The sequence below is a fragment of the Nocardioides sp. Z38_18 genome, assembly GCF_058215695.1.
On record NZ_JBZAJE010000002.1, the window covers coordinates 1,534,622 to 1,559,638 of the forward strand.

Sequence of the window (25,017 nt, forward strand, 5' to 3'; positions counted from 1 at the left end):
CGGTCTCGTGAGCGCAGAGACACACCTGTCCGCCGGGGCGCACGCTGCCGGTGGACCCTCGTCCGCAGGGTCCACCGGCACCGGCGTCCGCATCGACGGCCTCAGCAAGACCTTCTCGCTCGGCCGCCGCAGCGTGACCGCGCTCGAGGACGCTCACCTGTTCACCGACAAGGGCAGCTTCTTGTCGCTGCTCGGCCCGTCGGGGTGTGGCAAGTCCACGATCCTGCGCATCCTCGCCGGCCTGGAGACACCCACGTCGGGGTCGGCGCTCGTGGAGGGCAAGACGCCACGCGAGCTGCGTCGTGACCACGAGCTCGGCATCGCCTTCCAGGACTCGGCGCTGCTGCCGTGGCGCTCGGTCGTCTCCAACATCCGGCTGCCCTTCGACGTCTCGGGGGAGAAGGCCGACGAGGGCCTGGTGAGCGAGCTGATCAAGCTGGTCGGGCTGGAGGGCTTCGAGAAGGCGAAGCCCGGCCAGCTCTCCGGGGGGATGCGCCAGCGCGTCTCGATCGCCCGGGCGCTGGTGGTCAAGCCCAGTGTGCTGTTGCTCGACGAGCCCTTCGGCGCCCTGGACGACATGACCCGGCAGCGGCTGAACCTGGAGCTGCTCCGCATCTGGACCGAGAAGCCGGCGACCACGCTGATGGTGACCCACGGCATCTCCGAGGCGATCTTCCTCTCCGACCACGTGGCGGTGATGAGCCCGCGTCCGGGGCGGGTCCAGACCGTGATCGACGTCGACCTCCCGCGCCCCCGCACGCCGGACATGATGCGCTCGCCGGAGTTCCACGCACTGCACGACCAGGCCTCCGAGCTCCTCTTCGGGGCCGGCGGCGCCGCGGTCGACTGATGGCCGTGAGTCCCGAACGCCTGCGGCGCGCCCTGGGCACCCTGGGTACCGCCACCCTCGGCATCGTGGCCGTGGTGGCCGCGTGGTGGGTGCTCGCCGCGACCGTCCTGAGCACCAGCGTGCCCACGCCACTCGAGGTGCTGGCGAAGTTCCACGAGCGCGGCTTCGGCTACTACCGCCGGATCTTCTCGGTCACCCTCGAGGAGGCGGTCACCGGCTACGTGTACGGCGTGCTCATCGCCCTGCTGCTCGCTGTGCTCGTGCTGCTCGTGCCGATCCTGGAACCGGTGATCATGCAGTTCGCCGTGATCACCTACTGCCTGCCGATCGTGGTGCTGGCGCCGATCCTGATCCTCGCCCACGAGATCCCGGTCAAGGGCGGCACCTCGGCGACCGCGGTCGACCTCGCTGCCATCTCGGTCATCTTCACCACGGTCGTCGGCGCCGTGCTCGGCTTCCGGTCCGCCGACAAGGCCGCCCTGGACGTCGTCCACGTCTACGGCGGCGGGTCCCTCCAGCAGTTCTTCCGGGTGCGCCTCGTGGCGGCCCTGCCGGCGATCCTGACCACGCTCCAGCTCGCCGCCCCCGCGGCGTTCCTCGGCGCGCTCCTCGGCGAGTGGTTCGACAAGCACCTCGAGATCGGGGTCGGCCCTTCCCTCTACCTGGCCCAGAACAACCGCGAGATCGCCCTGGCCTGGAGCCTGGGCTTCGGCTGCGCCGTCGTCTCCGGGCTGGCCTACTTCCTGATCGGGATGGTGAGCCGGGTCGTCACTCCCTGGTCCAAGGGCGTCGCGCGATGAAGCTGCTGCGCGCGGTCGTGCGTCCCCTGGCCAACTTCTTGTTCGTGGTCATCGCCCTGGTGGTGGCCTGGCTGGTGCTGCTCGAGGTGGGCGGCGTCAACGACCTGGTCGCCCGCAAGCCCGACCAGGTCATGGAGTTCCTGTTCAGCGACGCGCAGGCAGCCCAGAACCGCGCCGCCGTCTTCGGCCCACTGCGGCAGACCCTCCTCGATGCCGGCATCGGCTTCGTGGCAGGCCTGCTCGCGGCGACCGTCGTGGCGGTCGGCACCTACCTGTCCCGGGGGGTGGAGGCGGCCACGATGCCGGTGGCGATGGTGGTGCGCACGGTGCCCCTGGTGGCGCTCGCGCCGATCATCACGCTGGTGTTCGGCAACGGCTTCGTCACCGTGGCGGTGATGAGTGGCATCGTCGTGTTCTTCCCCGCCCTGGTGACCATCTCCTTCGGGCTGCGCTCGGTGACCCAGCAGATGCACGACGTGGTCTCCGTCTACGGCGGCTCGACGTGGGACGTGCTGCGCCGCGTCGCCTTCCCGACCGCGCTGCCCAGCTTCTTCGCCGCCATCCGCATCTCCGTGCCCGGCGCGGTGACGGGCGCGTTGATCGCGGAGTTCTACACCACTCCTGACAGCGTCGGGAAGGCCGTCAACCAGGCACTCGCCCTCTACCAGTACTCGCTGGTGTGGTCGTTGCTCGTGGTCGTCACCGCTGCCTCGATCGTGCTCTACCTGCTGGCCCAGCTGCTGGAGCGCCTCATGCTGACCCGCTTCGACATGGACCAGGCCCTCTCGTGACGCGGCGGCGCTCGATCTTCACCAGCCGGCTGGTGAACAGCGCCGTCGACGGTGGACACCCACGGGTGACCGAGGACCTGCGCCACGCGATCCTCGTCGGCGACGAGCCCCCGGGCACCCCGATCCCGATCGACGCGGTCGCGCAGTTCTTCGGGGTCAGCCAGATCCCGGTCCGGGAGGCGCTGAAGGTGCTGCTCGGGGAGGGCCTGGTCGAGCACGTCCCCCGGGTCGGCTACACCGTGGCCAAGCTCGGGTTCGACGAGTTCAGCGAGCTCTACGACGTCCGGGCGGCGCTCGAGGTCTCGGCGCTGCGCCAGGCAGTGGTCCGGGCCTGCGAGCGAGACGACGAGGAGGTCCGGCGTACGCACGCGGGGATGCGGTCCGCGATGGACGCCGACGACGAGCGGGGCTACCACGCGGAGTCCCGGCGCTTCCACATGGCGCTGATCGCGCCTGCGCAGATGCAACGGCTCACGCACATGTATGAAGCGGCCTGGAACATCACCGAGCCCGCCCGGCCGATGTCGCGGGTGGACACCAGCGGCCGGCAGCGCTTCTACGAGGACCACGACCGGATGCTGGCCGCCTTCGTGGCCAGGGACGCCGACGAGCTGGTCCGGGAGTCCCAGCGACACTACGAGCACCTCAAGCGGGCGATCCACGCATTTCGTGATGATCCCGAGGTGTTCCGCTCTCCTATATCTCTCCCGTGACACGGGCGTGACGCGACGACAGACCGGCTGAAACACCGCGCTCCTAGTTTCGCCGGAACGTCCGAGCGAGGAGTCCGCCATGACCGATGTGCAGCCGTCACAGACCCAGTCCGAGCACCACGTGGTCATCACCCCGCCGCATCCTGCGGGGCCGGGGCTGATCAAGCAGGGCTACGACCCCCGCCTGACCAACGAGGACCTGGCGCCGCTGAAGGAGCAGACCTGGAGCACCTACAACATCTTCGCGTTCTGGATGTCCGACGTGCACAGCGTCGGCGGCTACGTGACCGCGGGATCGTTGTTCGCGCTCGGCCTGACCAGCTGGCAGGTGTTCGTCTCCTTGATCGTCGGGATCCTCCTCGTGCAGTTCTTCTGCAACCTGGTCGCCAAGCCGAGCCAGGTGGCAGGGGTTCCCTACCCGGTGATCAGCCGGGCGTCGTTCGGGGTGCTGGGGGCGAACATCCCGGCCATCATCCGCGGCCTGATCGCGGTGGCCTGGTACGGCGTGCAGACCTTCCTCGCCGCCGGGTCGCTGAACATCGTCTTCCTCAAGCTCTGGCCCGGGCTGGCGCCGTACGCCGACGTCGAGACCCACGGCTTCCTGGGCCTCTCCGCGCTCGGCTACCTCAGCTTCGCCATCCTCTGGGTGGCGCAGGCGGCGGTGTTCTGGCGGGGCATGGAGGCGATCCGCAAGTTCATCGACTTCTGCGGCCCGGCCGTGTACGTCGCCATGTTCGCCGTGTGCATCTACATGCTGGCCCGCGCCAACTGGGACATCAGCTTCACCCTCACCGACAAGGACCTCTCCACCGGCGCCACGATCACCACCATGCTCGGCGCGATCGCCCTGGTGGTGTCGTACTTCTCCGGACCGATGCTGAACTTCGGTGACTTCTCGCGCTACGGCAAGAGCTTCGAGACCGTGAAGAAGGGCAACTTCTGGGGCCTGCCGGTCAACTTCGTGTTCTTCTCGCTCCTGGTCGTGGTCACCGCCTCCGCCACCGTGCCGGTGTTCGGCGAGCTGCTCACCGACCCGGTGGAGACCGTGCAGCGGATCGACACCTTCACCGCGGTCCTGCTCGGCGGCCTGACGTTCGTGATCGCCACCGTGGGCATCAACATCGTGGCCAACTTCATCTCGCCGGCCTTCGACTTCTCCAACGTCGCGCCGCAGAAGATCAGCTGGCGCATGGGCGGCATGATCGCCGCGGTCGGTTCCGTGCTGCTCACGCCCTGGAACTGGTACAACGAGCCGGACGCGATCTTCTGGACGCTCGGCATCCTGGGCGCGATGATCGGGCCGCTCTTCGGGATCCTGATCGCCGACTACTACCTGATCCGGGACCAGCAGGTGGTGGTGGACGACCTGTTCACCCTCGAGGAGTCCGGCTCCTACTACTACAGCCGCGGCTACAACCCCGCCGCGGTGATCGCGGTCGCCGTCTCCGGCGCCATCGGCATCCTCTCCGTGGTGGTCCCCAAGGTGGGCGACGTGCTCACCTGGCTGCCGGACTACAGCTGGTTCCTGGGGTGTGCGCTCGGGTTCGTGACCTACTACTTCCTGGCCAGGGCCATGGGAGTCGGCCCGGCATCGATCGAGCCGACCGGGACCGCGAGCGAGGCGACCGCCTCCAGATGAGGATCAAGGTCGTCAACCCGAACACCACGGCGTCGATGACCGCGACGATCGGTGAGTGCGCCCGGGCCGTCGCCGGCCCGGGCGTCACCGTGGATGCGGTCAGCCCGTCGACGGGTCCGGTCTCGATCGAGTCCCACTACGACGAGGTGATGAGCGCGCCTGGCGTGGTCCGCGAGGTGCTCAGCGGTGAGGTCGAGGGGTACGACGGCTACGTGATCGCCTGCTTCGGCGACCCCGGCCTGCTCGCCGCTCGTGAGGTCGCGTCGGGCCCGGTGGTGGGGATCGCGGAGGCAGCGATGCGTACTGCGGCGTACCTGGGCCGCTCCTTCAGCGTGGTCACCACCCTGGAGCGCACGATCGGGCACACCCGCGACATCGCCCGCTCCTACGGGGTCTCCGACCTGTGCGCGGGGGTGCACGCCTGCGAGATCCCCGTCGTGGAGCTCGAGACCGATCCGGCCGCGCGGGCCACGATTCTCGCGGCCTCCCGGTCGGCCCTCGCCGCCGACGGGTCGGACGTGGTCGTCCTGGGGTGCGCCGGGATGGCCGACCTCTGCGGCTGGCTGTCGGCCGAGCTGGAGGTGCCGGTCGTCGACGGGGTGGCCGCCGCGGTCACGACGGTCGAGCAGCTGCTCCGGCTCGGGTTGCGCACGAGCAAGCGCGGCGAGCTGGCCACGCCTCCGGTCAAGGAGCACCTGGGGAGCTGAGCGGCTCGTCGGCGCTGACGCGGGCGTGCAGGAAGCCGACGAGGACGACGAGGAGCACCAGGACTCCCTCGGCCACGAGCCCTGCCCACAGGTGCCAGTGCAGGAGCGCGGCACCGGCCGCCGCCCCGGCGACGATCAGCAGCACCGCGGCAGCGCGACGCGCGCTGCTGGCGCCCCTGCCGCTGCCGTTGCCCAGGACGGAGTCGGCCGCGAGACCGGTGATCGTGGAGGTGACCACGACCGTGGTCACGTCCTTGACCCCGATGAACCTCGCCGTCGCGGCCTGGACCCCCATCGCCGCGCCGAGCACGGTGGTGACCACGAACAGGGCCTCGGCGGACGGGTCCTCCACCAGGGCCAGGGGCAGCGCCAGGGCGAGCACGGAGAGGCCGACCAGGGCGAGGAGAGCGGTGGTCCGACCGGTCCAGGCATGCGGGGCTCCGCGGAGGGCGCGGCCGCCCAGGGCCGCCCCGGCCATGAACCCGGCCAGGGCCAGCAGCGGGCCGAGGATCGGGAGGCCGTCCCCGCCCACCAGGGCCATCCCCAGGATGACGACGTTGCCGGTCATGTTGCCGGTGAACACCTTGTCCAGCCCGAGGTAGCCGACGGCGTCGACGATCCCGGTACCGAAGGTGAGGACCAGCATCAGCACCAGGTGCAGCCGGTCGGGATCGATGCGGCGGAGCCCGGTCATGTGCTGATTGTGCCGGACAACCATCGTGACGAAGGCCACCGTACAAACCTGTTCAGTGCACGGCTGTTCACCCCTAGTCTTGGCCGGTGACCCAGAACATCGATGTGAGCCAGCGCACTCCCGACGCGGACCCGAGCGACCGGCTGGACAAGCGGGTGCTGCTCGTCGCGGGCGTGGTCGTCCTCGGCGGAATCATGTCGATCCTCGACATCACCGTGGTCTCGGTGGCGCTGCAGACCTTCCAGCAGGAGTTCGACGCCACCGCGGCCCAGGTCGCGTGGACCATGACCGGCTACACCCTGGCCCTGGCGAGCGTGATCCCGCTGACCGGGTGGGCCGCGGACCGGTTCGGCACCAAGCGCCTCTACCTGCTCGCGGTGGCGCTGTTCACGGCGGGCTCCGTGCTCTGCGCCATGGCCGACTCGCTCTCGATGCTGGTGGCCTTCCGGGTGGTGCAGGGTCTCGGCGGCGGCATGCTGATGCCGCTGGGCATGACGATCCTGACCCGTGCCGCCGGTCCCGACCGGATCGGCCGCGTGATGGCCGTGCTCGGCATCCCGATGCTGCTCGGCCCGATCTTCGGCCCCATCCTCGGCGGCTGGATGATCGACTCCCTGAGCTGGCACTGGATCTTCCTGATCAACCTGCCGATCGGCGCGATCGCGTTCATCTACGCCCTGCTCGTGCTGGAGAAGGACAACGTCGAGCCCTCCGAGTCCTTCGACTTCGTCGGCATGCTGCTGCTCTCGCCGGGTCTGGCCGCCTTCCTCTATGGCGTCTCCTCGATCCCGGAGGCGGGGACGATCCTGGACACCGGCGTGATCACCTGGACCGCGGTCGGCACGGTGCTGATCATCGCGTTCGTCCCGTGGGCGCTGCGGCCCAAGAACATCCACCCGCTGGTGGAGCTCCGGCTGCTGAAGAACCGGGCGATGACGGTCTCGGTGCTGGCGATGATGCTGTTCGCGATCGCCTTCTTCGGGGCCAGCCTGCTGTTCCCGCTGTACTTCCAGCAGGTCCGTGGCGAGGAGGCCCTCCGGGCCGGCGTACTGCTGGCCCCGCAGGGCATCGGCGCGATGCTGACGATGCCGCTCGCCGGCCTGCTGGCCGACAAGATCGGCCCCGGCAAGGTCGTGATGACCGGCATCGCGGTGATCACCGTCGGCATGGCGATGTTCACCCAGATCGGTGCGGACACGCACTACCCCTACATCATCACCGCTCTGTTCATCATGGGCCTGGGCATGGGCGCCACGATGATGCCGATCATGAGCGCGGCCCTGGGCACCCTGACCCGGCACAACATCGCCCGCGGGTCCACGTTCCTCAACATCACCCAGCAGGTCGCGGCCTCGATCGGTACCGCGCTGTTCTCGGTGCTGCTCACCAACGGCTTCAAGAGCAGCGAGGCGATCAAGCTCTCCGGTGCGGTGGCCGAGGCCAAGGACGACCCGTCCAGGCTGGCAGCACTGCTGGAGAAGGCCGGGCTCACCCCGGCCGACCTCGACAAGCTGGGAGCCCGCGCGCTCGTCGACATGGCGGACGCCTTCAGCAACGTCTTCATCGTGGCGACCATCCTGGTGGCCTGCTGCCTGATCCCGGCGTTCTTCCTGCCGCGCAAGAAGAGCGAGACCCCTGTCGACCCCACCGCGATGATGGGGCACTGAGGGGTCTCGACTGGGCGCTTGGCTCGGCTGGAGGGGGTCTCGACTGATCGCTCGCTGCTCGACCGCCTAGGGCTCGACCGCCTAGCTCTCGACTCCCAGGGTGAGGGGGAGGACGGCGGAGGCGCCGGCGCCGCGGAGCGCGCGGCCGGCCATCGTCAGGGTCCAGCCGGTCGCCATCAGGTCGTCGACCAGCAGCACCGGTCCTCCGTCCAGCGGCTGGTCCACGGCCAGGGCGTAGCGGCGGCCCACGGCCGCAACGCGCTGCGCGGAGTTGGCCGACCCCTGGCCCGGGGGGACGTCGGGGTCCACGATCTCCCAGCGGGCCACCAGCGGCAGGTGCAGGTAGCGCGCGATCCCCTCCGCGAGGTCGCGGACCAGCTGGGGGCGCCGCGCGGAGTCGACGTAGGCCACCCCGGTGGGCCGAGCCGGCCACGACGGGTGCCAGTCGCCGAGCACCTCGAGGACCGCGTCCACCAGGGGGCGGGGGACCGGCCCGTCCTCGGCGTCGGGGCGGAAGAGCTCGCGGAGCAGCTGACCGTGGCCGAGGTCGGTGAGCCGGCCCACCGCCCGCCCCTCCTCGGCGCCCTCGGCGATCTTGCCGCGCAGGTCGATGCCGAGGTTGGCCAGGGCGCTCGGCCACATCTTGCGGGGGGCCAGGGTCACCCCGGGGCGGCGTAGCCGTTCACCGGCCTGCTGCACGGCCTCGCCCGAGACCCCCGCGGGCAGGTCGATCCCGCCGCAGTTGTCGCAGCGCCCGCAGTCCTGCGCCCCCGGGTCGTCGAGCTGCTCACGCAGGAACCTCATCCGGCAGCCGTCGGTCGCGATGTAGGCGAGCATCGCTGCCTGCTCGTCGCGCCGGGCGGCGGCCACCCGGTCGTAGCGCTCCTGGTCGTAGTGCCACTCCTGCCCGGTGGCGGTCCACCCGCCGCGGACCCGGTTGACGGCCCCGTCGACGTCGAGCACCTTGAGCATCGTCTCCAGCCGGGTCCGGCTCAGGTCGACATGGGTCTCCAGCGCAGCCGTGGACAGCGGGGCGCCGGCCTCGGAGAGCGCTCGCAGGGTGGCGCGGACGTGCTGCTCGGGCGGGAAGGCCAGGGAGGCGAAGTAGCGCCAGATGTCGCGGTCCTCCTGGGCGGGCATCAGCACCACCTTCGCGTGCTCGGTCCCGCGGCCGGCTCGGCCGACCTGCTGGTAGTAGGCGACCGGCGAGGAAGGTGCCCCGAGGTTGACCACGAACCCGAGCCGGGCGTCGAAGCCCATCCCGAGCGCGCTGGTCGCGACCAGCGCCTTGAGTCGCCCCGCGAGCAGGTCCTGCTCGAGTGAGAGCCGCTCGGTGGTCTCGGTCTGGCCGGAGTACGCCGCGACGGCGTGGCCCCGCGAGCGCAGGTGCTCGGCGACCTCCTGGGTGGCAGCCACGGTGAGCGTGTAGATGATCCCCGAGCCCTCGAGGTCGCCGAGGTGCTCCGCGAGCCAGGCCAGTCGCTGCTCGGGGCGCTCGAGCTGCAGCACGGCGAGGTGCAGCGACTCGCGGTCCAGCGACCCGCGCAGCACGAGCACATCCTGGCCGAGCTGCTCGGCGACGTCCCCGGTCACCCGCGAGTTCGCGGTCGCGGTCGTGGCGAGCACCGGGATCCCGGCGGGCAGCGTGGTGAGCATCTGGCGGATCCGGCGGTAGTCGGGCCGGAAGTCGTGGCCCCAGTCGGAGATGCAGTGCGCCTCGTCGACCACCAGCAGCCCGGCGGTCTCGGTCAGCTGGGGCAGCACCTCGTCGCGGAACGTCGGGTTGTTCAGCCGCTCGGGACTGACCAGGAGGACGTCGATCTCGCCGGCGTCGACCCGCGCTCGGATGGCCTGCCAGTCCTCGATGTTGGTGGAGTTGATCGTGGCCGCCCGGATCCCGGCCCGCTCGGCGGCCTCGATCTGGTTGCGCATCAGCGCCAGCAGCGGCGAGATGATCACCGTGGGCCCGGCCCCGAGGCCGCGCAGCAGCGCCGTGGCCACGAAGTACACCGCGGACTTGCCCCAGCCGGTCTTCTGCACCACCAGCACCCGGCTCTGCTCCACCACCAGTGCCTCGATCGCCGCCCACTGGTCGTCGTGGAGGCGGGCGTCCTCGCGGCCGACGAGCGCCCGTAGGTGCTGCTCGGCCTCGTGGCGGGCACTGGTGGTCGTCGTCATGGGCCCCTGTCTACCAAGAGGGAGCGACATGTTCATCGGCGCGCTCCCCGACAGACACCTGGCTGCTGGAGCGTCGGGACCACACCAGTTCTTTTCCAGGAAAGGTTCCCCATGCAGCTCAAGCACTCAGCGCTCGTACTCGGCGCCGCGGTCCTCTCGCTCGGCGCACTCGGCTCCTCGGCCGTCGTCGCCGGCGGGCGACTCCCTCTCGTCGAACGCTCGGCAGTTGGCAACGTCGACCAGTACGGCGGCGCTGCCCGCCTCGAGGGCGACCAGAGCAAGGTGATCGCCGGCTCGATCAAGTCCGGGAAGGCGAAGAACGTCATCCTGGTCATCGGTGACGGGATGGGTGACTCCGAGATCACCGTGGCCCGCAACTACCTCGAGGGAGCCGGCGGGGCCTTCAAGGGCCTCGACGCGCTGCCGCTGACCGGGCAGATGACCCACTACAGCGTCGACAAGGCCACCGGGAAGCCCGACTACGCGCCCGACTCGGCCGCCACCGGGACCGCCTGGGCCTCCGGGGTGAAGACCTACGACAACGCCGTGGGCGTGGATCGCCACGGGAAGGCGCACGCGACGCTGCTCGAGCTGGCCAAGAAGCAGGGCAAGGCGACCGGCAACGTGAGCACCTCCGAGATCCAGGACGCCACCCCTGCGGTGCAGGTCAGTCACGTCAGTCAGCGCAGCTGCTACGGACCCGTCGCCACCTCGAGCAAGTGCCCCGAGGCGGCCAGGGAGAACGGTGGTCGCGGCTCGATCACCGAGCAGCTGCTCGACGCCCGGCCGGACGTGACGCTGGGAGGCGGCTCCGCGACGTTCGCGGAGGTCGCCACGGCCGGGAGCTGGAAGGGAAAGACGCTCGAGCAACAGGCCAGGGAGCGTGGCTACAACTACTTGACCGCGAAGAAGGATCTCGCTGCAGTGGCGAGCGCGGATCAGAAGAGGCCACTTCTCGGACTGTTCGCACCGGGCAACCTGCCGGTGAAGTTCGCACCCCTGGTGGCCACCCCGGGTGGGGCGAACCGAACCGCCCAGACCTGCAGGCCCGAGCCGGCGTTCGGCTCGGTGCCTGACCTGAGGTCGATGACCGGGAAGGCGATCGACCTGCTCTCCAGGAACGCCGCGGGGAAGAAGAACGGGTTCTTCCTCCAGGTGGAGAGCGCCTCGATCGACAAGAAGGATCACGCTGCGGACGCCTGCGGCCAGATCGGCGAGACCCAGCAGATCGACGAGGCCGTCGCCACGGCCCTGGACTTCGCCCGCCGGGACGGCAACACCCTGGTGATCGTGACTGCCGACCACGCGCACACCAGCCAGGTCGTCGACGGCAACACCCCCGGGCTCACGACCCGGCTCCGGACCAAGGACGGCTCCGACATGGTCGTGGCCTACGGCACCTCGGCCGCCGGTGGCAGCCAGCAGCACACCGGCAGCCAGGTCCGGGTCGCCGGCTACGGTCCCGGCGCGGCCAACGTGGTCGGCCTGATCGACCAGACCGATCTGCACTTCATCATCAAGAAGACCCTGGGGTCGGGTCGCCGCTGAGCCCTACTCCCGCCGCAGGACGACAGCCCCGGTGTTGGTCGCGACCGCGACCAGCCCGGGGCTGACGGCCACCTGGTAGGGCCAGTAGGTGGTGTTGATGCCGTCGGTGGGCAGGGCAGCGGAGGTCATCGCGCCCGTGCGCAGGTCCAGGGTGTGCAGCGCAGTGGTGCCGCCGATGAGCGCGTGGTCCTCGTCGAGCAGCGGGACGGCGCCGACCTCGAAGCCGTACGGCAGCGGCTGCGGCGACTCGGGCAGCGACCGGCTCCACAGCCGCCGCCCGTCACCGAGGGCGTACGCCGAGAACCGGTTGCCCACCCGCACCAGCACCCGCCCTGACCGCAGGGCGGCATCGAAGAAGACGCCCGTGGCTGGGACGGTCGACCAGACCGTCTCTCCCTCGCGGTCGATCGCCGTCAACCGGGCCTTGCCGGCCCGGGCGTCCCACTCCTGGACCACCGCGAGACCCTGCCCTGTGTCGGTTTCGGCGTCGGGGTCGGTGCCGATGACGTGGAGCCCGGAGCCCGCACCGGCCTCCCGCTCCCAGATCGTGCTCCCGTCCCGCGCCGAGAGCAGCGCGAGGGCAGGTCCCGCGGGCCGCTTCGCGAGTGACTCGGTGTCCACGAGGTCGAACTGCGCCCTGCCGCCGACCAGCAGCGTCTCCTCGTCCAGCGCTCCCAGGAAGTCCCCGGAGTCGGCGTCGAGGTCACGCTCCCACTTCTGCGACCCGTCCGCCCCGCTCAGCCTGCGCACCCGCTCGTCCTGGTCGCTGCCGGGTGCGAGGACGACGACGTCCTCGCCGCCGAGCAGCTGGGTCGCGAAGGCGTCCGAGGCCTTCACCGCACGCCCGCTCAGCTCGCTGCACCACTTCCGCTTGCCCGTGCCGGCGTCGAGCGAGACGAGCGTCGGCGCCCGGCCGCCCGGCATCGTCGCGACGAGGTAGCGCTCGTCGCTGGCGTCGTACGCCGACCGGCGACTGCTCACCTGGACGCTCCACCGTGGCTCCAGCGTGCGGTCGTCGAGCATCGTGAAGTCGGGGTTGTCGCGGGTGCGCACCCCGATGCCCTGCGCGAACGCCGACACCTGGGCCCACTGCTCGTAGTGGTAGCCCACCGCCCCGAGCACGTCCCCGAACGGGGCCGGGGCGGCCTCCATCGCCGCGACCAGCGCGTCCCGGTCGCGATCGGGCTGCTCACTGCGCCGCGCCGCATCCAGGAAGGGCGACTCGGAACGCGCCCCGGGGACGGACACGACCTGCTTGCCGCAATCGGCCCCCCGGCCGGGGATCAGGCTGGGAGCCGCGACAGCCCCCACGGTGGCCAGCGCCACGACACCGGCCACCGTGCCGATGACCCAGGCGCGTCTGCTCACGCCGGACAGCGTAGGGCCGGACTCTTCCTGCCACGAGGAGTAGCAGTTCCCGGGGTCGGGTCCAGCGGGTTGTGCGGTCAGTGGTTTCGCGAGCTGCGTGCGTCCCCGAGCTCCGGGCACGCGAGCCTGACCTGCGGATCAGGCCCGTCGTCGGCGGAGCTCCTCGTTGATCGCGGGGACGACCTCGTGCATGTCCCCGACGACCGCGTAGGTGGCCTTGGTCATCATCGGCGCCTCGGCGTCGGTGTTGATCGCGATGATCACCTTCGAGCTCGCGCAGCCGGCCCAGTGCTGGATCGCACCGCTGATGCCGCAGGGGAGGTACACCTCGGGCGCGATCCTGCTGCCCGTCTGGCCCACCTGCTCGTGGTGCGGGCGCCAGCCCAGGGAGGTGACCACGCGGGAGACGCCGAGCGAGCCGCCGAGGAGGTCGGCGAGCTCGAGGACGCCCTTGAAGCCGTCAGGGCCACCGGCGCCGCGACCCGCCCCCACGACGATCCGGGCCGATCGCAGGCCGCTGTCGTCCTCGGCGGAGTCCTTCTCGACCGAGACCACCCGGACGGCGAGGTCGGCCGCGGTCAGCTCCACCGGGAGCGGGGTCACGCTCGCGCCCTCGGGGGCGGTGACCGGCTCCGGGGCGGGGGTGGGCTCGAGGGCGTGCCCGGCGACGGTGAACACGGCCGGGCGTTGGGCCAGCCGCACCTCCTCCAGGGCGGCCCCACCGACGACCTGCCGGGTGACCACGAAGGGGGAGAGGCCGCCGAAGGAGACCACGTTCGCTGCCATCGGCACGCCGAGGCGGGTGGCGACCCGCGCCAGCACCTCGTTGCCGCGGTTGGTCCCGCCGGCCATCACGACCACGGCACCGGCGGCCTGACGCGCCGCGATCACGGCAGTCGCCGTCGCCGCACCGGAGAACAGGTCGAAGTCGTCGCCGCCGGCGTGGTGCACCGTGCGGACGCCGTACGTCGCCAGCTCGGTCGCCACGCTGCCGGGGGCAGGGCCGACCACGACCGCGTCGACGGGGACGCCGCCCCCGGCCGCGGACAGGTCACGAGCGAGGGTGACCGTCTCCAGGGAGACCTCGCTGACGGCCTCTTCGGTGGTCTCGACGTAGACCAGGATCATCGCCCGACCCCCAGCTTCTGCAACAGGTCCACCACGGCGGTGGCGGCTTCGGGACCCTCGCCGAGCACCTCGGCCGAGGACGGTGCGGGGGGTGGTACGTCCAGCCGGACCCGGCCGCTGCCGACCAGCTCGGCGGAGGGAGCCCGGGTCTCGACGGCGACCTTCTTGGCCTTCATCCGGCCGGTGATCGTCGGGTAGCGCGGCTCGACGCCGCCCTCCATCACGGTGACCACGGCGGGCAGCGGCACCAGGTAGGTCTCCAGGCCCTCGGGGCCGTCGCCCTGCAGGCGGACCGAGCCGTCCTCGACGGTGATGTTCTTGATGCCGGTCACGACCGGGCGGTCGAGCTCGTGCGCGATCCGGATACCGACCTGGAAGTCGCCGGAGTCGGCCGCGTCGTTGCCCACCAGGACCAGGTCGTGGGTCGTCCCGGCGGCCTCGTGCTCGCGGACGACCGAGGCGATCTCGCGGGCCACGTCGATCGGGCCCAGGGCGACCGGGTCGGCCTCGACGAGCACTGCGGCGGAGCAACCGACCCCGAGGGCGGAGCGCAGCTGCTCCACGGAGTCGGCGGCCCCCACGGTGAGCACGGTCGCCTGGCCGCCGGTCGCGGTCGCGACCTGGACGGCCAGCTCGACCGCGCAGTTGTCGTGGTCGCTGAGCGTGTACCCGACGAAGCGCGCGTCGGTGGACTGGGCGTCCTCGGTGAGCAGCACCTCGCCCGAGAAGTCCGGCACCCGCTTGACGCAGACGAGCACGTTCACGCCACTCACCGGATCCGCTCGTTCGCGGGGTCCAGCAGCGCAGTCGCGTCCACGGAACCGACCGTCACCGGGTAGAGCTCCTCCATGTAGGAGACAGCGAGCTCGTTGCCGATCCGGGCCTCCTCCGGAGGCAGGTAGGCGAGCAGGACGTGCTTGCCCAGCGAGGGCGCGGAGCCCGCGGAGGTGACGTAGGGGTGGTGCCCGTGACCATCGGTCAGGGTGCCGCCCTCACGGGTGAGGATCGGCTCGCCGCCGAGCATGTAGCGCTTCACGCCGCTGGCCGAGGTGTGGTCCTCCACCGTCAGGGTGCACAGCACGGCGGCCGGGTCTGCCTCGCGTTGCGCCAGGTAGGCCTCACGGCCGACGAAGTCTGCCGCCTTCACCTTCGGCCGCTGCATCCCGGCCTCGACGATGGTGCGCTCCGCGTCGAGCTCCGCGCCGAAGGCGCGGTAGCCCTTCTCCAGGCGTCCGGTGGTGCCGTAGACGCCGATGCCGACGGGTACGGCGCCGTGGTCCTTGCCCGCGGCGAGCAGCGCGTCCCAGAGCTGGGCCGCGGAGGCGAACGGCACGTAGAGCTCCCAGCCGAGGTCGCCCACGTAGGAGATCCGCGACGCCAGTACGGGGCCGTCGACCCCCTTGACGGTGATCTCGCGGCTGCTCAGGAAGCCGAAGCCGGCGTCGGAGACGTCGTCACCGGTCAGGCCGGCCAGGATGTCGCGGGCCCGAGGACCCCACAGCCCGATCGTGGACAGCTCCTCGGTCAGGTCCTGGATCCGGGTCTCCCCGGACGGGTCGTCGGCGAGGTGGCGGGTGAACCACTGGAGGTCGGCCCGGCCGTGGGCGCCGCCGGTGACCACCCGGAAGTGATCCTCGCCGAGCCGCATCACGGTGAGGTCGGAGATGAAGCCGCCCTTGGCGTCGAGGACCGGGGTGTAGATGACCTTGCCCACGGCGACGTCGCACTGGGCCACGCAGGTCTGCTGCACCGAGGCCAGGGCGCCGGGACCGGTGATGTCGAAGATCGAGAAGGCGGTCAGGTCGATCACGCCCGCGTTCTCGCGCATCGCGAGGTGCTCGGCGTTGATGATCGGGCTCCACCAGCGCGAGTCCCACTCGTGCTCGCGGGGCATCACGGCGTCGCCGTACTTCTCCACCAGGGGCGCGTTGGACTCGTACCACCACGGCCGCTCCCAGCCGACCGTCTCGTAGAAGACGGCGCCGAGGGCCTTCTGGGACTCCGCCATCGGCGACCAGCGCACGCCGCGGTCCGACTCGTACTGCTCGGAGGGGTGCACGATCCCGTAGGTCTTGATGAAGGACTCGCTGGTGCGTGCCCGGACGTGCTCGCGGGTGGTCTCGTGGGGGTGGAACCTCGCGATGTCGCTGTGGTGGATGTCGATCTCGGAGTGACCGTGGGTCATCCACTCGGCGACCGCGCGGCCGACGCCGGGACCCTCCTTGATCCACACGGCGGCGCAGACCCACAGTCCCTTGACCTCGCTCTCGCCGAGGATGGGGGAGCCGTCGGCGGTGAGCGAGAGGAGCCCGTTGATGGCGTAGCGGATCTCGGCCCCCTCGGCGCCGAGCAGCTCGGGCATCAGCTCGAGCGCCTGCTCGAGCTGGGGGTCGAAGTCCTCCTCGGTGAACGGCATCTCGGTCGGGGAGAGCTTGGCCTGGTCGATCGAGGGGATGTCCTCGGGCTCGTGCAGGATCGCGCGGTGGGCGTAGGAGCCCACCTCCATGTCGGCGCCGTGCTGGCGCTCGTAGCAGAAGGTGTCCATGTCGCGGACGATCGGGAAGCTGATCTCACCGTCGGTCTCGGCGAGCTGGGGGCAGGGGCCGACCGAGATCATCTGGTGCACCGCCGGGGTGAGGGCGATGTTCACGCCGGCCATGTCGCCGATCTTCGGGCTCCACACGCCGGCGGCGATCACGACGTACTCCGCCTCGATGTCGCCCTGGTTGGTGACCACCTTGGTGATCCGCGTGCCGTGGGGGCCGGCCTCCACCCCGAGGTCCTCGACCTCGACGTTGGGTACGACGGTCAGCGCGCCGGCTGCCAGCGCCGCCTCGCGCATGATCGTGCCCGCGCGCAGGGAGTCGACCACGCCGACGCCGGGGGTCCAGAACGCGCCGACGATCTGGTCGGGGTCCAGGAAGGGCACCTTCTCGGCGACGAACTCGGGCGAGACCAGCTCGGACTCGATGCCCCAGGCCTTGGCGCTGGACATCCGCCGGCGCAGCTCCTCCATCCGCTCCTCGGTCCGCGCGACCTCGAAGCCGCCGGACTGGGTGAAGACGCCCATCTCCTCGTACTGGCGCACCGAGTCCAGGGTGAGGTCGGTGATCTCGCGGGAGTGGTCCACGGTGAAGATGAAGTTGGAGGCGTGCCCGGTGGATCCGCCCGGGTTGGGCAGCGGCCCCATGTCGAGCTGGACGATGTCGGTCCAGCCGAGCTTCGCGAGGTGGTGGACGAGGCTGTTGCCGACGATGCCGGCGCCGATGACCACGACCTTGGCGGTGGCGGGGACTGTAGCCACGAGGGCCTCCTTAGGTGTTGCGCAATAGGCAACATGATGCGCGATACGAAACAAGTCCAGAATCGGTCAGGGGCCCGGCACCTGTCAAGGGTGCCGGGCCCCCACCTGCAGCTATCGGGCCAACTATCGGGTCGTGGTCAGCTCAACCAGGCCTTGACCTTGTCGGGGTTGTCGGCGATCCACTTGTCAGCGGCCTCCTCGCCGGACATGCCGTCGCCGGCGATGTACTTGCCGACCAGGTTCTGGTCCTCGTTGGTCCACTTGAAGTTCTTGACCAGGTCGACGGCCGGTGACCCCTCCTTGACCCAGGAGGTCGAGAGGATCTTCTTCAGCGGGGTCTCGGGGTAGTCGCAGGCGACCTTGCCCGGGTCGTCCTGGCAGCCCTCGGTGTACTCCGGCAGCTTGACCGGCACCAGCGGGACCTCGGCGAAGAGCCACTGCGGGTCGTAGAAGTAGCCGATCAGGAACTCCTTGTTCTTCTCCGCCTTCCGGAACGCCGCGATGCTGGCGGCCTCGGAGCCGGAGAAGGTCACCTTGAAGTTCAGCTTCAGGTTGCTGATGATCGCCTCGTCGAACTGCACGTAGGACGGGTCGGCCCCGAGGAAGGAGCCCTTGCCGCCCGACTCGGAGGTCTTGAACTTGTCGGCGTACTTGTTCAGGTTCTTGTAGTCGGTGATGTCGGGGTACTCCTTGGCCAGCCACGGCGGCACGTACCAGTGGATGATCCCGATGTTGCCGGTCGGCCCGCCGTCCTCGGCGCTGCCGTCGCCACTCTCGGCGAAGAACTTCTTCTCCAGGTCGGGGTGGTTCCAGTCCTCGATCACCACGTCGACGTCCCCGGTGCCGAAGCCCTGCCAGGAGACGTCCTCCTTGAGCTCCTTGTAGTTCACCTTGCAGCCCAGCTCGGTCTCGGCGAGCCGGCCCACGACGTAGGCGTTGGCCTCGTAGCCGACCCACGGGTTGACCGCCATGTTCAGCTCGCCGCAGTCGCCCTTGCTGGCGGCGTTGGACTCGTTCTCCTTGGTCTGCTCGTCGATGGAGCCACCGCTGCCGCAGCCGGCGAGGACCAACGTCGCGCTTGCCACCAGGGCGAGCACGCGTCCGGTGCTTCTGCTTCTCAATCTCATCTTCGATCTCCCGCTCGTTCGTTGTCGGACACTTCTCGCCCCGGTCGGGGCCTTTCCGAGACCTGTTAGAGAGCGGGTCGCCACCACTGGCGTCGCTCGGTCGAGACGTTGCCGGTGCCCGCGGCCGCGGCCTTGGTGATCCGGTCGATCATGATTCCGAGGAAGACGATGGTGATGCCTGCGGCAGCGCCCTTGCCCCACTCCTCGCTGCGCGAGAAGCCGAGCACGACGTCGTACCCGAGCCCGCCGGCGCCCACGAGCCCGCCGATGACGACCATCGCCAGGACGTAGAGCAGACCCTGGTTGGTGGCCAGCACCAGCGAGCCCTTGGCCATCGGGAGCTGTACCTGGGTGATCTCCTGCCAGGCGGTGGTGCCCGAGGAACGCGACGCCTCGATCGTGGTCGGCGAGACGGCCTTGATCCCGTCGGCCACAAGCTTGATCGCGGCCGGGGCGGCGTAGACCACGCCGGCGACGATCGCGGTGAACCGGCTGGGGCCGAACAGGGCCAGCACCGGGATCAGGTAGACGAACGCGGGGATCGTCTGTCCCGCGTCGAGCAGCGGGCGCAGCACCAGGTCGGCGCGGGGGCGCCGCGCCATCCAGACGCCCAGGACGACGGCCAGGAGCATCACCAGCAGGGTCGCGACCAGGGTCATGTTCAGCGTGATCATCGCGTTGTGCCACAGGTCGAAGAACCAGATGCCGGCCAGGCAGACCAGCGTCGGGACGAGGGCGCGTACGCCCCCCAGCACCACGGCGATGCCGGCGATCGCCAGCCCGGCCAGCCACCACGGCGACTCGGCGAGCAGCTCCTGCATCGGGTTGAGCAGCACGGCGCTGACCAGGTCCTTGAAGCTCCCCGCGGGGCCGTCGATGACGTTCACGACCCCGTTCACGAACGAGTCCAGGGTGTCCGCGAGCCGGGAGCCCAGCTTCGAGGCGGGGAAGGCCGCGGCGTCGGGGTAGGTGCGCGAGGCCCACAGCAGGACCAGGGCGACCGCGGCCCCGATCCCGAGCACCAGCTGGCGGGTGCGGCCGGTGAGGCCACGTCCGCGGGTGGCGAGCTCGGCTCGCTCGCTCGCCGCCGTGGTGGCCCGGTCGAGCATGATCGCGATAGCCACGATCAGGAGCCCCGGCACGATCGCGCCGCCGACGTCGCTGCGCACCAGCGCGCGGAGCACCGGCTTGCCCAGCCCCGGACCGTCGACGTACGACGCGATGATCGCCATCGACAGCGCCGCCATCGTGGTCTGGTTGAGCCCGACGATGATGGTCTTGCGAGCCATCGGGATCTGCACCTTGGTCAGCCGCTGCCAGCCGTTCTGGCCGGCGGAGTCGGTCGCCTCGATCGTTGTCGCGGAGACGCTGCTGATGCCGTAGCCGCCGATGCGGACCAGCGGTGGCAGCGCGTAGACCAGCGTGCACACCACCGCGCCGGAGACGCCGATGCCGAAGAACAGCACCACCGGGATCAGGTAGACGAAGGTGGGCATCGTCTGCATCAGGTCGAGGAACCAGGTGATCACCGTACGAGCGCGGGGCCGGGTGCCGACCAGCACCGCGAGCGGCATTCCGATGAGCACAGCGAGGCCCACCGAGAGCCCCGTCACGAGCAGCAGGTCGATCGAGTCCTGCCAGTAGCCGAGGAGTCCGAAGGAGACGAAGGTGGCCGCGATCAGCACCGCGATGCGCCAGTTGGCCACCGCGAGACCGACCCAGGTGGCGACAGCGGTGACGCCCAGCCAGCCGATCTGCGGGACCGGGCGGGGGAAGTCGGGCGTGGAGACCATCCGCTGCAGCCAGTCGAAGACGCTGCGGAAGATCTCGGCGATGTTGGTGGTGAACTGGATCAGTGGGTTGGTGTCGCGGCCGGCCAGCACGGAGTTGCGGAACTCGCTGAGGTCGTTCCACAGGTCGGTGCGTTCGCGGCCGGGCACGGCGAGGGTGTTGGTGCCCTTGGTGAACGTCCAGACGAGGTACCAGACCACGAGGATCCCGAGCACGTACGCCCACTTGGGCACGCCGCGCGACTGCACGTCCTCGGGTGGTGCTTCCTTCCCGGGGCCCTCGGGTGCGACGGGGGCCTCGGTGACCGCGGTCATGGCTTCTCGACCATCGGCGTCACCCGCTCCTCGGCGACCACCACACGCAGGATCGCCTCGTCGTCGACTATCCCGACGAGCTGGCCGTCGTCGACGACCCGCAGCGGGTGCGCGGAGGCCAGTGCGGCCTGCGCGGCTTCGCGGATCACCGTGGTGGACGGCATCACCGGGCCCTCGGTGGAGTCGCCCTCGCGCGGTGGTCGCATCACCCACTTCAAGGTGAGCACGTGCGAGCGGGGTACGTCGGAGGTGAAGTCGGCGACGTACTCGTCGGCCGGTGCCCCGACCACCTCGTCGGGCGTCCCGATCTGCACGACCTCGCCGTCGCGCAGGATCATGATCCGGTCACCGAGCTTCAGGGCCTCGGCGAGGTCGTGGGTGATGAAGACCATCGTCTTGCCGACCTCCTCGTGGAGGCGGATCACCTCGTTCTGCATGTCGCGCCGGATCAACGGGTCCAGCGCCGAGAACGGCTCGTCGAACAGGAGCATGTCCGGGTCGCCGGCCAGGGCCCGCGCCAGCCCGACGCGCTGCTGCATGCCGCCGGAGAGCTGGTCGGGGTAGTTGTTCTCGTAGCCGGTCAGGCCGACGAGGTCGACGACCTTGCCCGCCTGGGCCCGGCGCTCCTTCTTGCCCATCCCGCGGACCTCGAGGCCGTAGGCGACGTTGTCGATGACCTGCTTGTGGGGCAGCAGCCCGAAGTGCTGGAAGACCATCGAGACCCGCTTGCGGCGCATCTCGCGCAGCTGGGCGGCGCTGGCGCCGGTGACGTCTTCCTGGCCGATCCGGATCGTGCCGGCGGTCGGCTCGATCAGCCGGGTCAGGCAGCGCACCAGGGTGGACTTCCCCGACCCGGAGAGCCCCATCACGACGAAGACCTCGCCGGGGGCGACGTCGAAGGAGACGTCCTTGACGCCGGCAACGCAGCCGGTCTTCTCCTTCAGGTCGCTGCGCGAGAGGTCGGCGTCCGGGGTGCCGATGATCTTGTCGGCGCGCGGCCCGAAGATCTTCCACAGCTCGCGCACCTCGAGCGCCGCGCCGCTCTCGGCGCTCTCGGTGGGCTCTTCGGAGATCGTGGTGCTCGTCATGGGCTGTCCTCACCGTCAGGAGCAGTGCTCTGGAGTTGACCCGCGTTGCGCGGGTCGCCGGGCGGGTAGAGCGGTGAGCCCTCGCGGTAGCGGTAGAAGGGAGCCTGCGAGGGGGGCAGTGGGGTGTTGCCGAGGATCAGGTCCGCGGACTTCTCGGCGAGCATCATCACCGGCGCGTAGATGTTGCCGTTGGTGACGTAGGGCATCGCGGAGGCGTCGACGACCCGCAGTCCCCGGACCCCGTGGACTCGCATGGTCTCGGGGTCGAGGACCGAGTTCGCGTCGGTGCCCATCCGGGCGGTGCAGGACGGGTGCAGCGCGGTCTCGGCGTCCTTGGCCACCCAGTCGAGGATCTCCTGGTCGGTCTCGACCGAGGGGCCGGGGGAGATCTCGCCGGCGTTGAACGCGGCGAACGCGGGCTGGTTGAGGATGTCGCGAGCGGCCCGCACCATCTCGATCCACTCGCGCCGGTCGTTCTCGGTGGAGAGGTAGTTGAACTGCAGCGCCGGGTGCTCGTAGGGGTCCCGGGACTTCAGGGTCAGGTTGCCCCGTACGTCGGAGTACATCGGGCCGATGTGCACCTGGTACCCGTGGTCGGCGGCCGGCTTCGACCCGTCGTACCGGATCGCGATCGGCAGGAAGTGGAACATCTGGTTGGGGTAGTCGACCCGGTCGTTGCTGCGGATGAAGCCGCCCGCCTCGAAGTGGTTCGAAGCGCCGACCCCGCTGCGCAGGAACAGCCACTCCGCACCGATCCGGGGCTTGTGCCGGTGCTTGAGCCAGGGGCCGATGGAGACCGGCTGCAGGCTCGCGTACTGGATGTAGACCTCGAGGTGGTCCTGGAGGTTCGCACCGACGCCGGGCAGGTCGGCGACGACCGGGATCCCGAGCTTCTCGAGGTCGTCCTTGGGACCGATGCCGGACAGGAGGAGCAGCTGGGGGGAGTTGATCGCCCCGCCGCACAGGATCACCTCGGACGCGGTGACGCGGCGGTCGCCGCGTCCGGCCCGGTGGTAGTCGACGCCGGTGACCCGGTCGCCCTCGGTCACCAGCCCGGTCACCATCGCGAGGGTCTCGACGCGCAGGTTGGGCCGCTTGCGGACCGGGTGCAGGTAGGCGCGTGCGGCGCTGAGGCGGCGGCCGCGGTGGACGTTGCGGTCGAAGGCCGCGAACCCCTCCTGGCGGTAGCCGTTCACGTCGTCGGTCAGCGGGTGCCCGGCCTGCTGGACGGCCTCGAAGAAGGCGCCGAAGAGAGGACTGGTCGCGGGGCCCCGCTCGAGCACGAGCGGTCCGCTGCCACCGCGCCAGGTGTCGGCCCCGGCGAGGCAGGTCTCCATCCGCTTGAAGTACGGCAGGCAGTGCGCGTAGTCCCAGGAGCTCATCCCCTCGTCGGCAGCCCAGCGCTCGAAGTCGAGGGGGTTGCCGCGCTGGAAGATCATCCCGTTGATCGAGCTCGACCCGCCGAGCACCTTGCCGCGTGCGTGGTAGACCTTGCGGCCGTCCATGAACGGCTCCGGCTCGGACTCGTACTTCCAGTCGTAGAGCTTGTTGCCGATCGGGAAGGGCAGCGCGGCGGGCATGTGGATGAACGGATCGATCCGGGCGTCGCTGCGTCCCGCCTCGAGCACCAGCACCGAGGTGCCCGGGTCCGCACTGAGCCGGTTGGCCAGCGCACACCCGGCCGACCCCCCGCCCACGATCACGTAGTCCCAGTGCGTCATGACCCACCCCCGGTGGTCGAGCCCAGTCGAGACCTCATGCCCCACCCCCGAACCAGCCCTGCGGTGCAGGCGCGATGTTGTGCCACACGTGCTTGGTCTCGAGGTACTCCTCGAGCCCGGCGCTGCCGAGCTCACGCCCGATGCCGGACTGCTTGTAGCCGCCCCACTCGGCCTGGGCCACGTAGGGGTGGAAGTCGTTGATCCACACCGTCCCCATCCGGAGCCGGCCCGCGACGCGCTGGCCCTTGCCGCTGTCCTGGGTCCACACGGCGCCGGCGAGACCGTAGATCGAGTCGTTGGCGATCCGTACCGCGTCGTCCTCGTCGGTGAACCGCTCCACGGTGAGCACCGGACCGAACGACTCCTCCTGCGCCACGCTCATGTGCGACTCGACGTCGCCGAGGATCGTGGGTGCGAAGAAGTAGCCGTTCTCGAGGTCGCCGTCGGTGACCCGCTGCCCGCCGAGCAGGAGCGTGGCGCCCTCGGCGACGCCGGCATCGACGTACGCCGTCACCTTGTCGAGGTGGGCCAGCGAGATCAGCGCGCCGGTCTGGGCCGACTCGTCGAACGGGCCGCCGAGCCGGATCTTCCGCGCGCGTTCGACGAGCTCCGCGACGAACTCGTCGTGGATCGAGTCCTCCACGAGCAGCCGGGCGCCGGCGGAGCAGACCTGCCCGGAGTGCAGGAACACCGCGGTCAGCGCCATGTCCAGCGCGCTCTCCCGGTCGGCGTCGGCGAAGACGATGTTCGGGTTCTTGCCACCGAGCTCGAGGGCGACCTTCTTCACCGTCCCCGAGGCGACGGCCATGATGTGCTTGCCGGTCTGCAGGCCCCCGGTGAACGACACCAGGTCCACCCGCGGGTCCTCGCTCAGTGGTCCTCCGGCGCCGGGGCCGTCCCCGACGACGAGGTTGGCCACGCCGGCCGGCACGCCGGCCTCGTCGAGCAGGCGCATCAGGTGGATCGCGGTGTGCGGGGAGAGCTCGCTCGGCTTGAGCACGAACGTGCAGCCGGCCGCCAGGGCAGGCGCCACCTTCCACGAGACCTGGAGCAGGGGGTAGTTCCAGGGCGTGATCAGCCCGCACACCCCCACGGGTTCGCGGACGACGCGGCTGACCACGTCGGCGCGCCCGGTGTCCACGACGCGGCCGGGGTCGATGTCGGCGGTCCGGCCGAAGTGCGCGAAGACGCTGGTGACGTCGTCGACGTCGTACACGCTCTCCACCAGGCGCTTGCCGGTGTCCAGCGACTCCATCCGGGCCAGCTCCGCCTTGTCCCGCTGCAGCAGGTCCGCGACCCGCAGGAGCAGGTCCCCGCGCTCACGTGCGCTGGTGGCGGGCCACGGCCCGGTGTCGAAGGCCGTCCGGGCTGCGCCGATCGCTGCGACGGTGTCCACCTCGGTGGACTCGTCGATCTCGGCGACCAGCTCGCCGGTGCCCGGGCAGCGGATCTCGCGTGTTCCGCCCTCGCGGGCGCAGACCCATTCTCCGTCGATGAAATTCTCGGGCATCAGGTTCCGTCCTCGCCTAGTCGTTGCGCTGTTCGCAACGCCTCGGCGCTATTTGAGACACAATGGAGAACCCGGACGG

Annotated in this window: 19 protein-coding genes; 8 read left to right on the forward strand and 11 right to left on the reverse strand. The window is 70.3% G+C overall.

The window, feature by feature from the left end; all coding sequences use genetic code 11:
• Nucleotides 1-7 precede the first annotated feature (7 nt).
• The 6 genes from AC4BGC_RS18495 to AC4BGC_RS18520 all read left to right on the forward strand — a co-directional run bounded on the left by AC4BGC_RS18495 (nt 8) and on the right by AC4BGC_RS18520 (nt 5,500).
• Nucleotides 8-850 (forward strand): ABC transporter ATP-binding protein, encoded by an 843-nt coding sequence (locus AC4BGC_RS18495; RefSeq protein ID WP_490557066.1) that lies wholly within the window; start codon nt 8-10, stop codon nt 848-850.
• Between the two features lie 5 nt (nt 851-855).
• Nucleotides 856-1,650: an ABC transporter permease gene (locus tag AC4BGC_RS18500; protein WP_490557067.1), complete on the forward strand. Its 795-nt coding sequence runs from the start codon at nt 856-858 to the stop codon at nt 1,648-1,650.
• Nucleotides 1,647-2,441, forward strand: a complete 795-nt coding sequence (locus AC4BGC_RS18505; protein WP_490546922.1) for an ABC transporter permease — start codon at nt 1,647-1,649, stop codon at nt 2,439-2,441. Before AC4BGC_RS18500 ends, AC4BGC_RS18505 begins: the two co-directional genes overlap by 4 nt.
• Nucleotides 2,438-3,154 (forward strand): GntR family transcriptional regulator, encoded by a 717-nt coding sequence (locus AC4BGC_RS18510; RefSeq protein WP_490557068.1) that lies wholly within the window; start codon nt 2,438-2,440, stop codon nt 3,152-3,154. Before AC4BGC_RS18505 ends, AC4BGC_RS18510 begins: the two co-directional genes overlap by 4 nt.
• Before the next feature lie 79 nt (nt 3,155-3,233).
• Entirely contained in the window at nt 3,234-4,793 is a 1,560-nt protein-coding gene (locus AC4BGC_RS18515) for an NCS1 family nucleobase:cation symporter-1 (protein WP_490557069.1), read from the forward strand.
• Entirely contained in the window at nt 4,790-5,500 is a 711-nt protein-coding gene (locus AC4BGC_RS18520) for an aspartate/glutamate racemase family protein (RefSeq protein WP_490557070.1), read from the forward strand. Before AC4BGC_RS18515 ends, AC4BGC_RS18520 begins: the two co-directional genes overlap by 4 nt.
• On the opposite strand, the gene AC4BGC_RS18525 is transcribed toward AC4BGC_RS18520, so the two are convergent.
• Nucleotides 5,478-6,194, reverse strand: a complete 717-nt coding sequence (locus AC4BGC_RS18525) for a YoaK family protein (RefSeq protein WP_490546918.1) — start codon at nt 6,192-6,194, stop codon at nt 5,478-5,480. The two genes, AC4BGC_RS18520 and AC4BGC_RS18525, sit on opposite strands and share 23 nt — an antisense overlap.
• 86 nt (nt 6,195-6,280) lie before the next feature.
• Here AC4BGC_RS18525 and AC4BGC_RS18530 point away from each other — a divergent pair, with 86 nt between their 5' ends.
• Nucleotides 6,281-7,861 carry a DHA2 family efflux MFS transporter permease subunit gene (locus AC4BGC_RS18530; RefSeq protein ID WP_490557071.1) on the forward strand — a complete coding sequence of 527 codons (1,581 nt, stop codon included), beginning with the start codon at nt 6,281-6,283 and terminating at the stop codon, nt 7,859-7,861.
• A gap of 81 nt (nt 7,862-7,942) precedes the next feature.
• Here the strand turns inward: AC4BGC_RS18530 and AC4BGC_RS18535 are convergent, their stop codons facing one another.
• A complete protein-coding gene (locus AC4BGC_RS18535; RefSeq protein ID WP_490557072.1) occupies nt 7,943-10,039 on the reverse strand; it encodes a RecQ family ATP-dependent DNA helicase in 2,097 nt (698 codons plus the stop codon).
• 111 nt (nt 10,040-10,150) lie between these two features.
• On the opposite strand from AC4BGC_RS18535, the gene phoA reads away from it, so the two are divergent.
• Nucleotides 10,151-11,587, forward strand: coding sequence for an alkaline phosphatase (gene phoA / locus AC4BGC_RS18540; protein WP_490557073.1), 1,437 nt, complete (start codon nt 10,151-10,153; stop codon nt 11,585-11,587).
• A gap of 3 nt (nt 11,588-11,590) precedes the next feature.
• On the opposite strand, the gene AC4BGC_RS18545 is transcribed toward phoA, so the two are convergent.
• The 9 genes from AC4BGC_RS18545 to AC4BGC_RS18585 form a co-directional block, all read right to left on the reverse strand.
• A complete protein-coding gene (locus AC4BGC_RS18545; protein WP_490557074.1) occupies nt 11,591-12,955 on the reverse strand; it encodes an outer membrane protein assembly factor BamB family protein in 1,365 nt (454 codons plus the stop codon).
• Between the two features lie 138 nt (nt 12,956-13,093).
• Nucleotides 13,094-14,083 (reverse strand): electron transfer flavoprotein subunit alpha/FixB family protein, encoded by a 990-nt coding sequence (locus tag AC4BGC_RS18550; protein ID WP_490557075.1) that lies wholly within the window; start codon nt 14,081-14,083, stop codon nt 13,094-13,096.
• Nucleotides 14,080-14,856: an electron transfer flavoprotein subunit beta/FixA family protein gene (locus AC4BGC_RS18555; RefSeq protein WP_490557076.1), complete on the reverse strand. Its 777-nt coding sequence runs from the start codon at nt 14,854-14,856 to the stop codon at nt 14,080-14,082. The genes AC4BGC_RS18550 and AC4BGC_RS18555 overlap by 4 nt, the downstream gene beginning before the upstream one ends.
• The gene (locus AC4BGC_RS18560; RefSeq protein WP_490557077.1) at nt 14,853-17,387 is read right to left on the reverse strand and encodes a GcvT family protein; all 2,535 of its coding nucleotides are present in this window, start codon (nt 17,385-17,387) and stop codon (nt 14,853-14,855) included. Before AC4BGC_RS18560 ends, AC4BGC_RS18555 begins: the two co-directional genes overlap by 4 nt.
• A gap of 137 nt (nt 17,388-17,524) precedes the next feature.
• Nucleotides 17,525-18,514, reverse strand: a complete 990-nt coding sequence (locus tag AC4BGC_RS18565; RefSeq protein WP_490546910.1) for an ABC transporter substrate-binding protein — start codon at nt 18,512-18,514, stop codon at nt 17,525-17,527.
• A gap of 65 nt (nt 18,515-18,579) precedes the next feature.
• The gene (locus AC4BGC_RS18570; protein WP_490557078.1) at nt 18,580-20,619 is read right to left on the reverse strand and encodes an ABC transporter permease; all 2,040 of its coding nucleotides are present in this window, start codon (nt 20,617-20,619) and stop codon (nt 18,580-18,582) included.
• The gene (locus tag AC4BGC_RS18575; protein WP_490557079.1) at nt 20,616-21,707 is read right to left on the reverse strand and encodes a quaternary amine ABC transporter ATP-binding protein; all 1,092 of its coding nucleotides are present in this window, start codon (nt 21,705-21,707) and stop codon (nt 20,616-20,618) included. Before AC4BGC_RS18575 ends, AC4BGC_RS18570 begins: the two co-directional genes overlap by 4 nt.
• Nucleotides 21,704-23,428, reverse strand: a complete 1,725-nt coding sequence (gene betA, locus AC4BGC_RS18580) for a choline dehydrogenase (protein WP_490546907.1) — start codon at nt 23,426-23,428, stop codon at nt 21,704-21,706. The genes AC4BGC_RS18575 and betA overlap by 4 nt, the downstream gene beginning before the upstream one ends.
• A 34-nt stretch (nt 23,429-23,462) precedes the next feature.
• Nucleotides 23,463-24,938, reverse strand: coding sequence for an aldehyde dehydrogenase family protein (locus AC4BGC_RS18585; protein WP_490557080.1), 1,476 nt, complete (start codon nt 24,936-24,938; stop codon nt 23,463-23,465).
• Nucleotides 24,939-25,017 lie beyond the last annotated feature (79 nt).

What these genes read in the sequence shown, in the direction of transcription:
- AC4BGC_RS18505 (WP_490546922.1), top strand. Translation starts at nt 1,647, where the DNA reads ATGAAGCTGCTGCGCGCGGTCGTGCGTCCCCTGGCCAACTTCTTGTTC.
- AC4BGC_RS18515 (WP_490557069.1), top strand. Translation starts at nt 3,234, where the DNA reads ATGACCGATGTGCAGCCGTCACAGACCCAGTCCGAGCACCACGTGGTC.
- AC4BGC_RS18520 (WP_490557070.1), top strand. Translation starts at nt 4,790, where the DNA reads ATGAGGATCAAGGTCGTCAACCCGAACACCACGGCGTCGATGACCGCG.
- AC4BGC_RS18525 (WP_490546918.1), bottom strand. Translation starts at nt 6,194, where the DNA reads ATGACCGGGCTCCGCCGCATCGATCCCGACCGGCTGCACCTGGTGCTG.
- AC4BGC_RS18535 (WP_490557072.1), bottom strand. Translation starts at nt 10,039, where the DNA reads ATGACGACGACCACCAGTGCCCGCCACGAGGCCGAGCAGCACCTACGG.
- phoA (WP_490557073.1), top strand. Translation starts at nt 10,151, where the DNA reads ATGCAGCTCAAGCACTCAGCGCTCGTACTCGGCGCCGCGGTCCTCTCG.
- AC4BGC_RS18550 (WP_490557075.1), bottom strand. Translation starts at nt 14,083, where the DNA reads ATGATCCTGGTCTACGTCGAGACCACCGAAGAGGCCGTCAGCGAGGTC.
- AC4BGC_RS18565 (WP_490546910.1), bottom strand. Translation starts at nt 18,514, where the DNA reads ATGAGATTGAGAAGCAGAAGCACCGGACGCGTGCTCGCCCTGGTGGCA.
- AC4BGC_RS18570 (WP_490557078.1), bottom strand. Translation starts at nt 20,619, where the DNA reads ATGACCGCGGTCACCGAGGCCCCCGTCGCACCCGAGGGCCCCGGGAAG.
- AC4BGC_RS18575 (WP_490557079.1), bottom strand. Translation starts at nt 21,707, where the DNA reads ATGACGAGCACCACGATCTCCGAAGAGCCCACCGAGAGCGCCGAGAGC.
- betA (WP_490546907.1), bottom strand. Translation starts at nt 23,428, where the DNA reads ATGACGCACTGGGACTACGTGATCGTGGGCGGGGGGTCGGCCGGGTGT.
- AC4BGC_RS18585 (WP_490557080.1), bottom strand. Translation starts at nt 24,938, where the DNA reads ATGCCCGAGAATTTCATCGACGGAGAATGGGTCTGCGCCCGCGAGGGC.